Source organism: Burkholderia aenigmatica (assembly GCF_048627025.1).
GTDB lineage: Bacteria > Pseudomonadota > Gammaproteobacteria > Burkholderiales > Burkholderiaceae > Burkholderia > Burkholderia aenigmatica.
Window position 1 is genome coordinate 19,526 of sequence record NZ_CP184468.1, and the last position, 17,150, is coordinate 36,675.

General features: G+C 59.8%; 15 protein-coding genes, 1 tRNA gene, 3 rRNA genes and 1 pseudogene. 6 read left to right on the forward strand and 14 right to left on the reverse strand.

Annotated elements, in window-relative coordinates:
- Window positions 1-131: 131 nt before the first annotated feature.
- Together ACN8ZM_RS00080 and ACN8ZM_RS00085 are read left to right on the forward strand one after the other, a co-directional pair.
- A pseudogene (locus tag ACN8ZM_RS00080) lies at window positions 132-555 on the forward strand (ATP-binding protein); the annotation flags it as partial.
- A 242-nt stretch (window positions 556-797) separates the two neighbouring features.
- Complete coding sequence (locus tag ACN8ZM_RS00085) at window positions 798-1,130, forward strand: hypothetical protein (protein ID WP_043184782.1); 333 nt, start codon at window positions 798-800, stop codon at window positions 1,128-1,130.
- 242 nt (window positions 1,131-1,372) lie between these two features.
- Here the strand turns inward: ACN8ZM_RS00085 and rrf are convergent.
- The 6 genes from rrf to ACN8ZM_RS00115 form a co-directional block, all read right to left on the reverse strand.
- Window positions 1,373-1,485: ribosomal RNA gene (gene rrf, locus ACN8ZM_RS00090) — 5S ribosomal RNA — on the reverse strand.
- Window positions 1,486-1,617: 132 nt separating this feature from the next.
- Window positions 1,618-4,499: ribosomal RNA gene (locus ACN8ZM_RS00095) — 23S ribosomal RNA — on the reverse strand.
- Window positions 4,500-4,936: 437 nt separating this feature from the next.
- Window positions 4,937-6,469 (reverse strand): 16S ribosomal RNA (locus ACN8ZM_RS00100).
- Together the 16S, 23S and 5S rRNA genes form the textbook arrangement of a ribosomal RNA operon.
- 210 nt (window positions 6,470-6,679) lie before the next feature.
- On the reverse strand, window positions 6,680-6,826 hold the full coding sequence (locus ACN8ZM_RS00105) for a hypothetical protein (protein WP_155291967.1): 147 nt from the start codon (window positions 6,824-6,826) through the stop codon (window positions 6,680-6,682).
- Between the two features lie 221 nt (window positions 6,827-7,047).
- Entirely contained in the window at window positions 7,048-7,578 is a 531-nt protein-coding gene (locus ACN8ZM_RS00110; RefSeq protein ID WP_175026057.1) for a cytochrome b, read from the reverse strand.
- The gene (locus ACN8ZM_RS00115; RefSeq protein ID WP_420210366.1) at window positions 7,578-8,672 is read right to left on the reverse strand and encodes a catalase family peroxidase; all 1,095 of its coding nucleotides are present in this window, start codon (window positions 8,670-8,672) and stop codon (window positions 7,578-7,580) included. Before ACN8ZM_RS00115 ends, ACN8ZM_RS00110 begins: the two co-directional genes overlap by 1 nt.
- A 156-nt stretch (window positions 8,673-8,828) precedes the next feature.
- Here ACN8ZM_RS00115 and ACN8ZM_RS00120 point away from each other — a divergent pair, with 156 nt between their 5' ends.
- Window positions 8,829-9,350 (forward strand): sigma-70 family RNA polymerase sigma factor, encoded by a 522-nt coding sequence (locus ACN8ZM_RS00120; RefSeq protein ID WP_420210367.1) that lies wholly within the window; start codon window positions 8,829-8,831, stop codon window positions 9,348-9,350.
- The gene (locus tag ACN8ZM_RS00125; RefSeq protein ID WP_420210368.1) at window positions 9,347-10,105 is read left to right on the forward strand and encodes an anti-sigma factor family protein; all 759 of its coding nucleotides are present in this window, start codon (window positions 9,347-9,349) and stop codon (window positions 10,103-10,105) included. The genes ACN8ZM_RS00120 and ACN8ZM_RS00125 overlap by 4 nt, the downstream gene beginning before the upstream one ends.
- A gap of 814 nt (window positions 10,106-10,919) precedes the next feature.
- On the opposite strand, the gene ACN8ZM_RS00130 is transcribed toward ACN8ZM_RS00125, so the two are convergent.
- From ACN8ZM_RS00130 to ACN8ZM_RS00155, 6 genes are all read right to left on the reverse strand, one after another.
- Entirely contained in the window at window positions 10,920-11,237 is a 318-nt protein-coding gene (locus ACN8ZM_RS00130) for a hypothetical protein (protein WP_043184788.1), read from the reverse strand.
- Window positions 11,238-11,252: 15 nt separating this feature from the next.
- Window positions 11,253-12,164, reverse strand: a complete 912-nt coding sequence (locus ACN8ZM_RS00135) for an Imm72 family immunity protein (RefSeq protein WP_420210369.1) — start codon at window positions 12,162-12,164, stop codon at window positions 11,253-11,255.
- 37 nt (window positions 12,165-12,201) lie between these two features.
- Window positions 12,202-12,828 (reverse strand): hypothetical protein, encoded by a 627-nt coding sequence (locus tag ACN8ZM_RS00140; protein ID WP_420210370.1) that lies wholly within the window; start codon window positions 12,826-12,828, stop codon window positions 12,202-12,204.
- Between the two features lie 187 nt (window positions 12,829-13,015).
- Window positions 13,016-13,333, reverse strand: coding sequence for a hypothetical protein (locus ACN8ZM_RS00145; protein ID WP_420210961.1), 318 nt, complete (start codon window positions 13,331-13,333; stop codon window positions 13,016-13,018).
- 17 nt (window positions 13,334-13,350) lie between these two features.
- Window positions 13,351-13,662: an immunity 53 family protein gene (locus tag ACN8ZM_RS00150; RefSeq protein WP_043184793.1), complete on the reverse strand. Its 312-nt coding sequence runs from the start codon at window positions 13,660-13,662 to the stop codon at window positions 13,351-13,353.
- Between the two features lie 25 nt (window positions 13,663-13,687).
- Window positions 13,688-13,942, reverse strand: coding sequence for a hypothetical protein (locus tag ACN8ZM_RS00155; RefSeq protein ID WP_089449605.1), 255 nt, complete (start codon window positions 13,940-13,942; stop codon window positions 13,688-13,690).
- A gap of 585 nt (window positions 13,943-14,527) precedes the next feature.
- Here ACN8ZM_RS00155 and ACN8ZM_RS00160 point away from each other — a divergent pair.
- A tRNA-Val gene (locus tag ACN8ZM_RS00160) sits at window positions 14,528-14,604 on the forward strand.
- Window positions 14,605-14,923: 319 nt separating this feature from the next.
- A complete protein-coding gene (locus tag ACN8ZM_RS00165; protein WP_043184796.1) occupies window positions 14,924-15,427 on the forward strand; it encodes a DUF2628 domain-containing protein in 504 nt (167 codons plus the stop codon).
- Window positions 15,428-15,529: 102 nt separating this feature from the next.
- Here ACN8ZM_RS00165 and ACN8ZM_RS00170 read toward each other — a convergent pair whose 3' ends face one another.
- The gene (locus tag ACN8ZM_RS00170; RefSeq protein ID WP_043184797.1) at window positions 15,530-16,411 is read right to left on the reverse strand and encodes a sigma-70 family RNA polymerase sigma factor; all 882 of its coding nucleotides are present in this window, start codon (window positions 16,409-16,411) and stop codon (window positions 15,530-15,532) included.
- Entirely contained in the window at window positions 16,411-16,887 is a 477-nt protein-coding gene (locus tag ACN8ZM_RS00175; protein WP_089449607.1) for a carboxymuconolactone decarboxylase family protein, read from the reverse strand. The genes ACN8ZM_RS00170 and ACN8ZM_RS00175 overlap by 1 nt, the downstream gene beginning before the upstream one ends.
- Window positions 16,888-17,150 lie beyond the last annotated feature (263 nt).

Sequence of the window (17,150 nt, forward strand, 5' to 3'; positions counted from 1 at the left end):
ATGCCTGCCTGTGCGCACAGCTGAAGCTCGACCGTATCGCGGGTGATCGGGCCCGCTTGCCCACCCCACTACTACCGATGCGAGTCAGGCCGCCCCCTGAAGCATCTGCTATGGTTGAACTCGGAGCCTAGCGCCAGACGCTCACGAAGCTCGCATCGTTGCCAAGCATCAGGACCTTCGAGCAATGCGACTTCGGCTTCGCCAGTGGTACGCCTCGCGCGCAGTTACGGGAGCTGGCCAGCCTCGCGTTTATCGAGCGAACCGAAAACATATCCCTGCTTGGATCATCAGGTGTCGCAAGACGCACATTGCGAAGCGCAGGCCTATCGGGCAACGCTAGCGAGCATCAAGACTCGGCCCATCACGGTATCAGACCTGAAGATGCAACTGACGACAGCACGTCAACAGACCTGCTTGCAGGAGTTCTTCTATCGCGCGCTCGGCGGACCGAGGCTGTTGGTCAATAGCGAAATCGGCTATTTTCCACTTGGACGTTAGGAGGCAAGCTAGCCCTTCAACGTCGCCGCCAAACGCTACGGGCGCAGCGCCATCGTGTAGAGCAGCAACCTGCCGTTCACGCAACTCAACTGATATCTCGGCCACGAAGCGCTTCATGTCAACGGCAAAACCTGCGGTCAAGTAGACATCTTCATGGGACGACTATACCGTTCAGCTAACTCCCTCCACGAACATCCCTCTTCTAAACTGAATTTGCCTCACCGCAAAAAGCGCGGGCCGCATGGGCTGCCACCCATACGACCCGCTGACCACAACCAACTCAATACCGGAGTCGGAATATGGCTAACGCCTATAGTAAGTCACGTCCCAAGAAGCTCAAACAGTATCCCAAGGTTGAGCTGACCCTCGGCAACAAGCCTGACCTTCCCCAGGAAGGCCAACCGTACATGCCATGGATGCGCGCCATCGACGCGCATTTCGAGATGTTCGGATTCAAGCCGGGTGATCGCGTCTATCTTCGGTTCAACTTTGAGTCCCGAAGGGTCATCATCACGCCCGACTACAACGCGCTGAACTGGCGAGAGCAGCCCTATGGGGCAGCTGCTCAAGAAGAGGAAGAGGAGCTGGAACGCGCAGCGCTGGCCCCTTTGCGCCGCTATGTTGACTGGTGATGGCTTGGCCTGAAACACTTCGGCGCGCGCCTTGATGCAAATGGTCCGCGGCGGCGCTGCAAGTAACGTCAACAACCGTCACAACAGACGAAAAGTTGCGTTCCGCTCTCTCGGCATTCGACGGAATCGCAAGCATCAGCGCATGCAGCACGACAAGCATCGATGCCGAGTACTCAACACACATTTCCGTCGCCGAAATGCAAAAACCCCCGCCTTTCGGGCGGGGGTTTCTGGCTTAGGGAGCCTGACGATTACCTACTTTCACACGGGAATCCGCACTATCATCGGCGTAGAGTCGTTTCACGGTCCTGTTCGGGATGGGAAGGGGTGGGACCGACTCGCTATGGTCATCAGGCAAAGAGGGTTGTTGTGCTGGCTTCGCAGCACAACCAATCTTGGAAGAAGCAGTAATTTTGAGTTGTGTGTATCACACACGAGAATCCAACCAGTCCGACGCGCTGTATTCAGCGTGAGACAGACTTGTTATAGGATCAAGCCTTACGGGCAATTAGTATCAGTTAGCTGAACGCATTACTGCGCTTACACACCTGACCTATCAACGTCCTGGTCTCGAACGACCCTTCAAGGGGATCTAGTCCCCAGGGATATCTCATCTTAAGGCGAGTTTCCCGCTTAGATGCTTTCAGCGGTTATCTCTTCCGAACATAGCTACCCGGCGATGCCACTGGCGTGACAACCGGTACACCAGAGGTTCGTCCACTCCGGTCCTCTCGTACTAGGAGCAGCCCCCTTCAAATATCCAACGCCCACGGCAGATAGGGACCAAACTGTCTCACGACGTTTTAAACCCAGCTCACGTACCTCTTTAAATGGCGAACAGCCATACCCTTGGGACCGGCTACAGCCCCAGGATGAGATGAGCCGACATCGAGGTGCCAAACACCGCCGTCGATATGAACTCTTGGGCGGTATCAGCCTGTTATCCCCAGAGTACCTTTTATCCGTTGAGCGATGGCCCTTCCATACAGAACCACCGGATCACTATGACCTGCTTTCGCACCTGCTCGACTTGTCGGTCTCGCAGTTAAGCACGCTTATGCCATTGCACTATCAGCACGATTTCCGACCGTACCTAGCGTACCTTCGTACTCCTCCGTTACGCTTTGGGAGGAGACCGCCCCAGTCAAACTGCCTACCATGCACTGTCCCCGACCCGGATCACGGGCCAAGGTTAGAACCTCAAACAAACCAGGGTGGTATTTCAAGGACGGCTCCACCGAAACTAGCGTTCCGGTTTCATAGCCTCCCACCTATCCTACACAGATCGGTTCAAAGTCCAATGCAAAGCTACAGTAAAGGTTCATGGGGTCTTTCCGTCTAGCCGCGGGTAGATTGCATCATCACAAACACTTCAACTTCGCTGAGTCTCGGGAGGAGACAGTGTGGCCATCGTTACGCCATTCGTGCAGGTCGGAACTTACCCGACAAGGAATTTCGCTACCTTAGGACCGTTATAGTTACGGCCGCCGTTTACCGGGACTTCAATCAAGAGCTTGCACCCCATCATTTAATCTTCCGGCACCGGGCAGGCGTCACACCCTATACGTCCACTTTCGTGTTTGCAGAGTGCTGTGTTTTTATTAAACAGTCGCAGCCACCAGTTTATTGCAACCCCTTCACCCTTTGCCCGCAGGGGCATCAAGCTACAAGGGCGTACCTTATCCCGAAGTTACGGTACCAATTTGCCGAGTTCCTTCTCCCGAGTTCTCTCAAGCGCCTTAGAATACTCATCTCGCCCACCTGTGTCGGTTTGCGGTACGGTCATCGTTAGACTGAAGCTTAGAGGCTTTTCTTGGAACCACTTCCAATTGCTTCGCTCCCTAAGGAGCTCGCGCCACACCCTTGAATTCCGCGCCCGGATTTGCCTAAGCGCCTTCTCCAATGCAGCGACCGGGACTTCCAACACCCGGACAACCTTCCGCGATCCGTCCCCCCATCGCATCTAACAATGGTGCAGGAATATTGACCTGCTTCCCATCAGCTACGCATTTCTGCCTCGCCTTAGGGGCCGACTCACCCTACGCCGATGAACGTTGCGTAGGAAACCTTGGGCTTACGGCGAGGGGGCCTTTCACCCCCTTTATCGCTACTCATGTCAGCATTCGCACTTCCGATACCTCCAGCACGCTTTTCAACGCACCTTCGCAGGCTTACGGAACGCTCTCCTACCATGCGTGCAAAGCACGCATCCGCAGCTTCGGTATATAGCTTAGCCCCGTTACATCTTCCGCGCAGGACGACTCGATCAGTGAGCTATTACGCTTTCTTTAAAGGGTGGCTGCTTCTAAGCCAACCTCCTGACTGTTTTAGCCTTCCCACTTCGTTTCCCACTTAGCTATATTTGGGGACCTTAGCTGGCGGTCTGGGTTGTTTCCCTCTTGACACCGGACGTTAGCACCCGATGTCTGTCTCCCGTGATTGCACTCTTCGGTATTCGGAGTTTGCTATGGCGGGGTAATCTGCAATAGACCCCCCAACCATGACAGTGCTCTACCCCCGAAGGTGAGACACGAGGCACTACCTAAATAGTTTTCGGAGAGAACCAGCTATTTCCAAGTTTGTTTAGCCTTTCACCCCTATCCACAGCTCATCCCCTAACTTTTCAACGTTAGTGGGTTCGGACCTCCAGTACGTGTTACCGCACCTTCATCCTGGCCATGGATAGATCACTTGGTTTCGGGTCTACGCCCAGCAACTGAACGCCCTATTCGGACTCGCTTTCGCTACGCCTGCCCTATACGGTTAAGCTTGCTACTGAACGTAAGTCGCTGACCCATTATACAAAAGGTACGCCGTCACCCGTTTCCAGGCTCCGACTGTTTGTATGCATGCGGTTTCAGGATCTATTTCACTCCCCTCCCGGGGTTCTTTTCACCTTTCCCTCACGGTACTGGTTCACTATCGGTCGATCACGAGTATTTAGCCTTGGAGGATGGTCCCCCCATCTTCAGACAGGATTTCACGTGTCCCGCCCTACTTGTCGCACACCTAGTTCTTTCATACTGTTTTCGCCTACGGGGCTATCACCCGCTATGGCCGCACTTTCCAGAGCGTTCGGCTAACAATACAAATAAAGAGTGCAAGGCTCATCCCATTTCGCTCGCCACTACTTTGGGAATCTCGGTTGATTTCTTTTCCTGCGGTTACTTAGATGTTTCAGTTCACCGCGTTCGCTTCACATGGCCTATGTATTCAGCCATGGATACTCCAAAAGGAGTGGGTTTCCCCATTCGGACATCTACGGATCAAAGCTTGTTTGCCAGCTCCCCGTAGCTTTTCGCAGGCTACCGCGTCCTTCATCGCCTGTGATCGCCAAGGCATCCACCACATGCACTTGTTCGCTTGACCCTATAACGAGTCTGTCTCATCGACAGTCGCTACAGGTTGAGTTCTCGCATTTGTGCCGTATTCCAATTGATGTCGGCTAGAGTTAGCGCTTTAGCGCTTACTCTGGCCCCACTCCCGAAGGGAGTAGTTTACGAATCATCTTGAGATACATCGATACAATCACAACCCGGATAGTTTTCACGTCCATCTCATAGACGCTTCCGCTATCCAAATTACTTACTTCTTCCAGATTGTTAAAGAACGACAGCCGATACTTTCGTACCGCTCTGACTGGCTCAATCGCCAATGAGAAAAACTCGAACCAAACTTCATTCGAATGTTTGTCATTGAAGATTATTGAAAGCGGCCGGTATTATAACCGGTTTAACCGCAGACAGCTAGTCTGTCTTTATCAACAGCCGATAAGCGTGAGCGCTCAATTTTGCGAGAAGCTCTGGAAAGGAGGTGATCCAGCCGCACCTTCCGATACGGCTACCTTGTTACGACTTCACCCCAGTCATGAATCCTACCGTGGTGACCGTCCTCCTTGCGGTTAGACTAGCCACTTCTGGTAAAACCCACTCCCATGGTGTGACGGGCGGTGTGTACAAGACCCGGGAACGTATTCACCGCGGCATGCTGATCCGCGATTACTAGCGATTCCAGCTTCATGCACTCGAGTTGCAGAGTGCAATCCGGACTACGATCGGTTTTCTGGGATTAGCTCCCCCTCGCGGGTTGGCAACCCTCTGTTCCGACCATTGTATGACGTGTGAAGCCCTACCCATAAGGGCCATGAGGACTTGACGTCATCCCCACCTTCCTCCGGTTTGTCACCGGCAGTCTCCTTAGAGTGCTCTTGCGTAGCAACTAAGGACAAGGGTTGCGCTCGTTGCGGGACTTAACCCAACATCTCACGACACGAGCTGACGACAGCCATGCAGCACCTGTGCGCCGGTTCTCTTTCGAGCACTCCCACCTCTCAGCGGGATTCCGACCATGTCAAGGGTAGGTAAGGTTTTTCGCGTTGCATCGAATTAATCCACATCATCCACCGCTTGTGCGGGTCCCCGTCAATTCCTTTGAGTTTTAATCTTGCGACCGTACTCCCCAGGCGGTCAACTTCACGCGTTAGCTACGTTACTAAGGAAATGAATCCCCAACAACTAGTTGACATCGTTTAGGGCGTGGACTACCAGGGTATCTAATCCTGTTTGCTCCCCACGCTTTCGTGCATGAGCGTCAGTATTGGCCCAGGGGGCTGCCTTCGCCATCGGTATTCCTCCACATCTCTACGCATTTCACTGCTACACGTGGAATTCTACCCCCCTCTGCCATACTCTAGCCTGCCAGTCACCAATGCAGTTCCCAGGTTGAGCCCGGGGATTTCACATCGGTCTTAGCAAACCGCCTGCGCACGCTTTACGCCCAGTAATTCCGATTAACGCTCGCACCCTACGTATTACCGCGGCTGCTGGCACGTAGTTAGCCGGTGCTTATTCTTCCGGTACCGTCATCCCCCGACTGTATTAGAGCCAAGGATTTCTTTCCGGACAAAAGTGCTTTACAACCCGAAGGCCTTCTTCACACACGCGGCATTGCTGGATCAGGCTTTCGCCCATTGTCCAAAATTCCCCACTGCTGCCTCCCGTAGGAGTCTGGGCCGTGTCTCAGTCCCAGTGTGGCTGGTCGTCCTCTCAGACCAGCTACTGATCGTCGCCTTGGTAGGCCTTTACCCCACCAACTAGCTAATCAGCCATCGGCCAACCCTATAGCGCGAGGCCCGAAGGTCCCCCGCTTTCATCCGTAGATCGTATGCGGTATTAATCCGGCTTTCGCCGGGCTATCCCCCACTACAGGACATGTTCCGATGTATTACTCACCCGTTCGCCACTCGCCACCAGGTGCAAGCACCCGTGCTGCCGTTCGACTTGCATGTGTAAGGCATGCCGCCAGCGTTCAATCTGAGCCAGGATCAAACTCTTCAGTTTAAACCTGTTACTGTTTTCGGTTCAGTTAAGAACCGGTCGCTCACTCAAAGCTGACAGGAATATGAATTGCTTCATAAACCTGACTTACTTTAGTGTGAGACTCTTGATACTTTCGCTATCTGATCCGAGGATCAGCTCGCTTCCATCAAGCGCCCACACTTATCGGCTGTTAATTTTTAAAGAGCGTTTCTGCGAGGAACTTCGTGTTTCTCAGCAGCGCTGCGTTTTCAGCAGCAGAGAAGCGAGATTATCAACCGTTTTTTCAAACTCGTCAACAACTTTTTTAACTACTTCGTTGCGACGACTGCGGTTTAATTTCTTGTGCACTGGAGTCGTTAAAACCGACTTCAACAGCACCGCTTCCCTTCTTTCTCCCGCGCTGCGTTTCCGTTAGCGCGAAAGAGGCGTGATTCTAAGCACCCGCTTCCATCTCCGCAACCCCTTTTGTGAAATTATTTTGACATGCAGTGCCGGAGGTCGCCGAACCTCTCCAATGGTCATATATAAGCGACACGGCGGGAGCAGTCTCGGTCGCCCGGAAACAGCCCCGCCGCATCGGACGCGCAACCCTCCGTCGCTCACCGCCCCACCATCGCCCTCACCACGCCGTCCCGCCGAATCAGCCCGTGATACAGCGCAGCGGCAAAGTGCGCGAGGAACGTCGCGAAGAACAGATACGCCAGCACCCGATGCGCGACCCGGAGCCACGCGAACGTCACCGGATCCGCCGCCACGATCGCCGGCAACTGCACACCACCGCCCAGCGTCACCGGATACCCGCCCGCCGACAGCATCGCCCAACCGATCAGCGGCATCGCGAGCATCAGCGCATACAGCACGAGATGCGACCCGTGCGCGGCAACCTTCTGCCACCACGGCAGATCCTCCGGCAATGCCGGCGGCTTCGACAGAACCCGCACCACGATCCGCACGCACACGAGCACCAGCACGGCGATGCCCAGCGGCTTGTGAATCGCCACCAAGACCGCATGCCGCTCCGAAACCGACGCCACCATCCCCACCCCGATGAACAGCATCGCGATGATCATTGCGGCCATCACCCAGTGCAGCACCCGCGCCGGCACACCAAACGTAGTAGAAGCCTTCATCACCGTCCCTCCGCACTCAACCGGGCCACGCCTGCCACGCCGGCCTCTTCACTCGTCCTGCGCAGATACGAATCCGCATAGGCCGCCGACCGCGCCGCCAGCAACGGATCCCCCGACACCTGAATCCCCTGCGGCAGCACCGTCGGGTCGTAATTCACATCGCGGCACGGCCCGCTGTCCTGCGCCTCCACGCGGTCGAGCACGAGCGTGCCCGCATCGATCGTCGTGCGCTGCGCGGGCCAGACCTTCGTCGCGTCGTCCACCGGATCGCCAGGCTCCGCCAAGGTGACCAGCAGCTTCCACTTCTGCGCACCGGCCGCGATGCGCTGCGTCACGTCCTGCTGCAGCACGTTCGGATCCGCCGCCGTCGCGACGTCGCCGGCGCCGGCCATCTGCTCCGGCACGACGCGCCACCGCACCGCCTGGCGCTTGCCGGCCGCATCGACGAAGTAGAACACGTTCAATCCGTAATAACTTTCGGTGACGTAGCTCGCGCTCGGCTTCGCACCCTTCACCCACTCGCGGAACGCCCCCGTCTCCGGGTGTGCGCCGAAAAACGCCTTCACCTTCGCCGAATCGGGCTTGCCCGTCTTCGGATCGGGCCGGGTTGCCAGCAATTGCGCGTAGAACGCCTGCGGCGTCGCAACCGGAAACACGGGCATCGCGTTCATCCCGGTGCGCCATTGTTCGCCGTCCGGCGCGGTGAGCTTCAGCGCGAGGCTGCGGATCGGCACGCTGCTGTCCGGCGCATACGGATTCCCGCCCGGCAACGCGAAGCGCCCGACCACCGGCGTGCGCACCGCCTTGAAGAACGGCGCGACCGAATACGCGCTCGCGGCGCCGTTGCCTTCGAAGTAGCCGGTCACGCATACGCCCTTCGCGTGATTGCGCCGGAAACCCGGATGAGCACCGCCGCCGGCCGTCTGCAACGCATCGACGATCCGGTGCGGGGTCAGACGCGCCGGCGCGAACCACCCGCCGACATATCCGAACGCCACGGCCACGCCGGCCACCGCGCCGCCGATCGCGGCCCAGCGCCACCCGCCGCGCCCGGGCTCGCGCTGCGGCGAAGAAGAGGAAGAAGATCGCTCCATGAATGTGCTCCCGACCGTCAGGTCATTGTCGAACCCGCGTAGGACGCCGCCCCCACCGCTTTATTCCACGAAAAATTTTTTCCTATGCTGGTGGAATAAGCGGCGCCGACTGGCGTCCTACGCAGCATCTCGACCCATTCGGCAACCGGCCCGGCCATGCCCTCCACCGCCCTCGACGACAACGCGCTGCGCGAACTCATCCCCAGGCTGCGACGCTTCGCGCTCTGGCTCGCGCGCGATGTCCACGCGGCCGACGATCTCGTCCAGTCGACGCTCGAGCGCGCGCTGTCGCGCTGGACAAGCCGCCGCGACGACGCGTCATTGCGCAGCTGGCTCTTCACGATCCTGTATCGGCAGTTTCTCGACGGCAAACGCAGCGCGAAGCGCTACGCGTGGCTGCTCGGCCGCATCCGCGACGACGACGAAGCGCACTGGCCGTCCGCCGAACGCGAATTCGCGGCGCGCGCGACGCTCGAAGCATTCGGTCGGCTCTCGGACGAGCAGCGCAGCCTGCTGCTGCTCGTCGCGGTCGAGGGCTTCACCTATCAGGAAGTCGCCAGCCTGCTCGACGTGCCGATCGGCACCGTGATGTCGCGGCTCTCCCGCGCGCGCCAGGCGCTGCGCCAGCTCAGCGACGGCGAGCTTCCCGCTCCTTCTCTCCGGTTGATGAAGAAATGAACACGCCTCCGAACGAACACGACCTTCAGGCCTACGTCGACGACCAGCTCGACGACGACGCACGCGCCGCGGTCGAGCGCTATCTCGCGCTGCATCCGGAGCGCGCGGAACAGGTGAAGCAATGGCAGCAGGATGCGCAGCGGTTGCGGGCCGCGCTCGAGAGCGTGCGGATGCCGGCGGATAACCCTGCGCTGGATCCGGCGGCGATTCGTGGACGGCGCGTGGAACGCGCGCGGATGCGGTTCGCGATGGCGGCTTCGTTCGTGTTCTGCGTCGGGCTGGGGACGTTGGGCGGGTGGCAAGCGCGCGGGTGGAACGCGCCGCCGCCCATCGCGCCGATGAGCGATGCGGTCGAAGCCTACCGGATGATGGTGGTCGATCAGACGGCGAAGGTCGATTACCGGCCGACAGGTGCGGGAGATTTGCAGGGGTGGCTCACCCGGCGCGTAGGCGCATCGGCGAAGCTGCCGGATTTGAGCGCGGCGGGGTTCAGGCCGGTCGGCGGACGGTTGTTCACGACGGACAGCGGGGCCACGGCTGCAATGGTGCTCTATGAGGACGCAGCCGGGCGGACGCTGAGCTTCTATCTGCGGCCGGCGGAATCGGTACATCGGCTGCTGCCGGCCGGGCAACGCATGGATGGCACGCTGCTGGCACGGTATGGGTCGGTGAACGGGCTCAACTATGCAGTGGTCGGGCCAGCCGGGAGCCTCGCTGAGAAAGCGGTCGTGCAGGCGCTCGATCAGCAGACTTGAGCGGTACAATGCGCGCCCTGCTGGCGGCCCTCGGTGGCCGCCAGCGCCTCGAACGAGGCGGCTTCGCCGGCTTGAGCCTGCTCACGCTCACTGCTCGCCTGCACAGCATTTCGACTGACTTTCCTGGTCGGTTGTCCACACCGGCGCGCCTTCGGTGCCCTCACCCTTTGGGGTCACAGGGTTTCAAGTCGCTGCGGAACAGGATATCCACATCGATCATGGCGGCACCGCGCGCGGTCATCGGTCGCCTCGCCCATCTTCGGCCTGCACAGCGTTTCGGGTTGCTTTGGCGTGCGATATCCACAACCCGTGAGATAACGCGAACACCTGCTCCGAATTCGATTACCCTCACTCGCTGAATGCACAGGCCTTCGAGTGCTTTGACTTCTCGATATCCACAAGGCATTCCATCACGACGAATCGCGCAAAAGCTTTCCGCATCATCGGTTCCATTCCGGAAAGGTCTTGCCAGACAAGGCGTTCGGGCCGATTCATGTGGTCGAATGCACGGCGCTCACCCGTTCGGCGCACAGCGATTCGACTGATTGGGTGTGCGGGTTGTCCACACGTAGCCGCCGGCAGGCGCATGAAACGCGATGCACATTCCGCATGTGCCCACGTCGTAGAACCGGTAGCCCGCCGTCCAGTCGTGCACTTGCGCATTCGGATCGGCGTGTCACGGTCAGAATTCGCCCGGATCCGCGCCCGGCTTGCGGTCCGGATGCATGCTCACCGTTTGCTTGCACAGCGTTTCTCGTCGTTTGGTATCGCGGTTATCCACATCCGAAGGCGGCCCCCTTCACCGCCTCCGAAGTCACTTGGTCAGATAAACCCTGAGGATCTCGCCGGTTTCCGGAGAAACGACATATTTGATCGACGTCCCGAGCGGACTCGCGTTACCGAGCCCGCGCATGCCGGGCGGCATCTTCGCCGAGAACGTCACGCCGATGATGGCGTCCTCGGGCTTCGGATCGACTCTGGCCGCACTTTCATCCTCGATGCAGATCTCGAAGTTGCGCAGGTCCTGCCCGGTCTTCGCAAAATCCTCATAGGCGGCCTTCAGGCCGAGCAGCGTCGCGGTATTGAGCCGGACGGAACATCGATCGACCGTGCCGAAATTCAGCTTACTCATGGTGTTCTCCGAATATCAAGGGCACGCGCTCGTCTGCGGCACCTGTTGCGGCTCCAGGAAATACTGCGATTCGTCGGGGACGACGCCGTCCACGTAACGCCGGTCTTCCCATAACAATCGCCAGCGCGCCCGGATCAACAATCCCCTGAGATCATCCCTGACGTGCGGCGCTCGAACGCCTCGAATGAAATAATTGAAGCAACCGTCGTTGCGCGCACTGCGCTTGATGATCGGCAGGATACCCGGCCGCTTCGACCACTCGAAGACGACTGGCTCCCAGATGCCATCGCACGGCACTTTCTGGCCGGTCTTGATCACCGGGCCCACGGCTTGCGGAATCTCGGGCAGATCCGCCGGAAACACCGGATACGGAAGCGTGTAGAAGCCTTGCCCATAGGCATCCGGGGACAGCAGGAGATTGGCCGAACGCAGCTTTGCCGTATCGCCGAATCGATTGCCCGGGTCGAACGGCGCATGGTCCATCTGGTATTCCGACGCGTGCAGCAGTTGGGCCAGCGCGTCGATCTTCGGCGGGTATGGGGCAATCTGCCCACCGCGATCCCAGTAATCGGGATTAGGGTAGAAATACGCGTTCAGATGGTGATATTTCCAGAACAGGTCCTCGAAAGGCCCATTGCTCTTCCAGACACGCCGGTTCCCTCGAGCCAACTCGGTCAGCCCTCGATCGTAAACCGCGAGAATGTCGGCGATGGCCGGAAAGTGGGTGTCCTGAATCGCCTCCGGATCGCCATCGGGCCACGTGTTCACGGCATGCTCGTACGCGTTCGCGAATCGCGCAAACGCGTCGCGCTTACGCGTCCAGAGCGACAGGCTGCTCACGCGTTGAAGCAGCCAGAAAATCTTGCGCCGCGCCGCGTCGTCCGTCAGGCGGTCAGCCGGGTCGTCCTGCCAGATCGTGTCCGTCATCCTTGCCCCTCGCGCAACGGTGCCGGTTGTCTGTCCATCATGATTGCGCCGTTGCGTTCACGTCGGTTTGGTCGTTGCCCAGGCCGCTGCGTTTCAACACCTCCCGCAGGCACACCGGACACACGTACTCACCGGCGTCCCACAGCGTCGTGAACCTGGCCTGATCGTCGATCCGGAACGTCGATTCAACGATGTCGATATTCGGCCCGAACACCTTGCGCAGAAACGCTTCGTCAAACCAGTACGTGGATTCACCCTCCCCCCTGGCATCGATCACCCGCACGACGTGACAATCGCGGATCACGTCGATCGTCAGAATCGCGGTTTCGATATCCGGTGAGGCCCGCGTCGGCCGGATCAAGCCGTGAAGCTCGCATCGCGCGAAATGGCGAGGCCATTTCGCATTCGCCGCGACGATGGCCGTATCGAACGCCTGCTCCTTCGTCGTCGGTTTATGCGGTGTCTCGCCGGAGCGCACCAGCAGTTCGTCCAGGCACGCCAGACACACATACGCGCGCAAGCGCTCCAGCGCCGCGATCTTCGGAAATGCCTTCACGTGTGCGACCCGATCGACAAAGGTCGCATCGACCTCGTGTGCGTCGAGCTCGGCGCGCAGCATCCACATCTCCCGGCTGTATCTCGGCCGGTCGAGCGAGACCTTCACGAGCTCGCCGGGCGCACACTGCCCGCGCAGCCTGATGTGTGCGGCAACGCCCGTCGACGTTGTCGCTGTCGAATTGTCGCCGTGCCGATGGCAAACTCTCGATCCCATTACCTGCTCCCATTGCGAGCGCCGCTCGCGTCGCCCTGCTCTTTCTTCGGTTTCATCGCGTCGTGAAAACGTCGATCAATCACACGCCACATTCGTGGCGTTCGATGATGGCCTGCCCTGGCCCGCGCCATGCGATCGAACGATACGCGCTGCGAACGACGCCGATCTCCCGGTAATACTCGACGAGCGCCTGCGGGCTCCAGTCGCGGCCCGCGGAGAACAGCGCATCGAGCTCGACGAGCGCGGCCACGAGCGCCCGGCGGTCGGTATCGTCTGCGATCGCGCGTTCCCAGCGATCGGTTTGCCGGACGAAGCCCAACCGGACCAGCGCATCGACGGAAGACTCCGCGTCGGTCACGACCACCGCAACGTGGCCGGCAATGTCCGTCACCAGCATCTCATTGACAGGCGCCTTCATCGATCGCTTCGCCCTTCGTCATTCGTCGCGCTCCCGTCGATCCACTCGACCGCGAGCGCCAGCAGCTCGGGCAAATTGCCCGGGCCGCCATAGCCGGCGAATTCGGTCTGGGTCGCGCGAACGGATATCCAGTCCGACTCGTCGCGCTCGATCGCCAGATCGATCGCCTTGCCGGACGACGCGCCGCTGAGCTTCACCTCCCATCCCGGATTGTCGAGCGTGGCGATCTCGATGCCGTGCGCGTGTTCCCACACGCCATCGCAGCGCGATGCGTACCAGCGCTGCAGTGCAGTCAGTGAATCAATCATGTGCCTGTGCCCCTCATCATCCGACTCACGTTGTGCTGAGCCATCTGACGATCTCTTCGATGTCCCGTCGAGACAGCTTCCCGACCCGATCGACGAACACCCCGTAGTCGAGATCGAACTTCACGTTGAATCGCTCGCCTTTGTAGCGGCAACACAGGACATCGGCTTCCGGCATCGACACGCGTTGCTCGAACACGATGTCGCCCGGGTGTTGCTGCAACCGGTGTACGACGGTATCGATCTCGAGTGCGTCGAGCCGGGTCAACGAAGAATCGTTCATGTCGTGAGCCTGTGCGCCAGACCCTCGCATCCTGAATGCCGGCGATTCTACAGACACAGCGGCTCGCGCATCGTCCGATGCCCTCACAGCTTGCCGTTTCGTTTATCCGATCGCTGCAAGCAGTGCATATCCTGCACGGATCACAGTCGGCGGACTGTGCTTATCCAAAGGTGTTAACAGAGTTCGTATACATACGTAGTGATAGTTAACAAACCCTGTGCCTCACAGTGGATAACGTCCCTAACCCCATGAATTCTCGACAGGAAGCAGGATGCATAACCTTGGGTGTGGCACGTGAACAGCTCCGGGGAGCACAGAACAACTTTTCGTCGATTCACAGCCGCGGCGACATATCCTCAATCGTTCCACTGTGAATCCAGAGGCTTATCGGACGGTTATCCAGAGGCCAATGTGGATAACCCCACAGCGCATCGACGCGTTTTGCTGTGATGCGAACAGCTGAAGCCAACGATCCCGGCATCGCGAGTCAGCATCGATCGTCGGCCCCCGCGCACCCCGATTCAAAAAATTTTCACGAAAGGGCTTGCGCTCCTCAAAAACGCTCTCTATAATTCGCGGCTTCTTAGGCTCGTAGCTCAGTTGGTTAGAGCACCACCTTGACATGGTGGGGGTCGTTGGTTCGAATCCAATCGAGCCTACCAACGAACAAAATGAAGGGGTCTGGCAGCACAACTTGCCTACAGGCAATGCGGCTCGCCAACATACAAACGCCACGCGGCAACATCGCGTGGCGTTTTTCTTTTTCCGGCCGAAACAACGCATGTCGCCCCGATGCGTTGCGCGATCCCCGGCATCGCATCCTGCCTCACCGACACCTCGACTTGCCATACGACGGACGCTGCACGGCAGGTAGAATCGTGTGCGACCGAAGCGGCTGCTTCGTACGCCGTTCGATCTTCACCGCTTCCGAACCGCATCAAAACAACGACGCGCGAGCCGCGCGACTGAGAGCACACGACCATGTCCGACGTTACGACCGCCACATCGTCCGCGAGCAACGACGAAATCGCCGCTTACGTCGGCAAGAAAGCCGCCTGGTTCGAGCGGAAATGGGAGATCGCCGCGTCGCGGAAGAACCGGCTGTCGTGGAACTGGGCAGCCTGTTTCCTGGGCCCGGTCTGGATGGCGTATCGATCCATGTACTGGCAGGCGGCAGCCGTCCTTGGCGCGTCGCTCTCGATCACGCTGGTCGAGCTGCTGTTCTTCCCGAAATACTTCGAATCGAGCACGCTCGACCCGGTCACGATCGGGATCGCGGTGTCGCTCGGCTGGTACGGGAACAGCCTCTACAAGACGCACGTCGAACGTCAGATCGAGAAGCTGCGCCCGAACGCGACGTCGCGTGAATCGTTTCTCGCGCTGCTCGAAGCGCAGGGCGGCACGAACTGGCTCGCAGCGGCCGGTTTCGCGGTGGCAACGCCGTTACTCGGCATCCTGATCTACATGGTGGCCGGGACGTATTGATCGCAGGAACCGGCGGCTGGTCAAGCAGGGCGGCAGGACGGGGAAAGGGCGCATCGCGGCCGCGCGTGCGCACGGCACACCCGACGCACGATCCGGCCGCACTCAGTGCAGATGCTTCAACTTGTCAGGATTCCGCACGACATAGATCGCGACGATCTTGCCGTCCTCGATCTCGAGCGCCGTGGTCTGCAGCTCGCCGTCGGATTCCAGCGTGACAATGCCCGGCAGCCCGTTGATGAAGCCCGCGCGCACGAGCTTCGATGCATGCGTGGCGAACAGCTCGGCCAGATGCTCGTGCACTTTCATCACGCGCTCGAAGCCGAACACCGGCTTGCCCGCGGCCGTGCGCTTGCCGCCGCCGTCCGAATGCAGGCTCACGTCCTCGGCGAGCATCGCGCCGAGCGCGCGCATGTCGCCGCTGCGTGACGCCGCGAAAAACGCTTCCGCCAATTCGATCCCGCGCTGCTTCTCGACATGGAAACGCGGCCGTGCCTCGCGCACGTGCGTGCGGGCCCGCGCGGCGAGCTGCCGGCATGCGGCCGGGTCGCGCTGGATCGTCGTGGCCACTTCGTCGAACTCGACACCGAACACGTCGTGCAGCAGGAACGCCGCGCGTTCGAGCGGCGAGAGCCGTTCGAGCGCGAGCAGCAGCGGCAGCGTGACGTCTTCCTGTTCATCTTCCTCGACGACCGGCTCGGGGAGCCACGGGCCGACATAGGTCTCGCGCTGGTGCCGCGCGGACTTCAGCTGGTCGAGGCACATCCGCATCACCATGCGGCGCAGGAACGCTTCCGGTACGCGCACCTCGGTGCGGTCGACGTCCATCCAGCGGATGAACGCCTCCTGCACCATGTCCTCGGCATCCGCGACGGAACCGAGCATCCGGTACGCGACGCGGATCAGCGTGCGGCGCAGCGGGTCGAAGCTCGCGGCCGCATCGGCCCGTTCTTCGGCGCTGCCCTTGGCCGGGTCGAGGTTCGGCATCAGGCCACCATCTTCGCGGCGGCGGCCTTCGCGTCGGCCGGATCGATCCACAGCCCGAAGCCGACCGCGAGACGGTTCCAGCCGTTGATCACGTTGATCATCAGCGTGAGTTTCACCTGTTCCTCCTGGCTGAAGTGGTCGTTCAACGCCGCGTAGGCTGCTTCGTGCGCTGCGTGGCCCTCCGATAGCCGCGTGAGTGCTTCGGTCCAGCCGAGCGCCGCGCGCTCGCGGTCGGTGTAGCAGGGCGCTTCGCGCCACGCGGACAGCAGGTAGATACGCTGCTCGGTCTCGCCTTGCTCGCGTGCCTCGGCCGTGTGCATGTTAATGCAGTTCGCGCACGCGTTGATCTGCGACGCGCGGATCTTGACCAGCTCGATGAGCGTCGGCTCGAGGCTCTGCGCGGCGGCGACCGAAACGGTCATCCAGTTCTTCATCAGGGCGGGCGCGGCGGCAAACGGATTGAGTTTCGCAGTCATGGTCCTTCTCCTTTCGTGTGGGTTCCGGTGATATGACGAGCGAGCCCCCCGCGGGTGTGACATCGGCGCAAAAAATTTTTCGAAGCCGGCGAGCGGACCGATGCGAAAAGCCGCCGGGCAAGGGCGGGCAGGGTGCGCGTCGAACGCGAAAAACGCGGCGAGCATGCTTCGTGCGCCCGTGCAGGTCAGACGATTCCGCGTTCACGTCATGGTGACGATCGCCGCCGCGTGAACGGCCCGCGGCGTGCGTCGATCGCAACGGG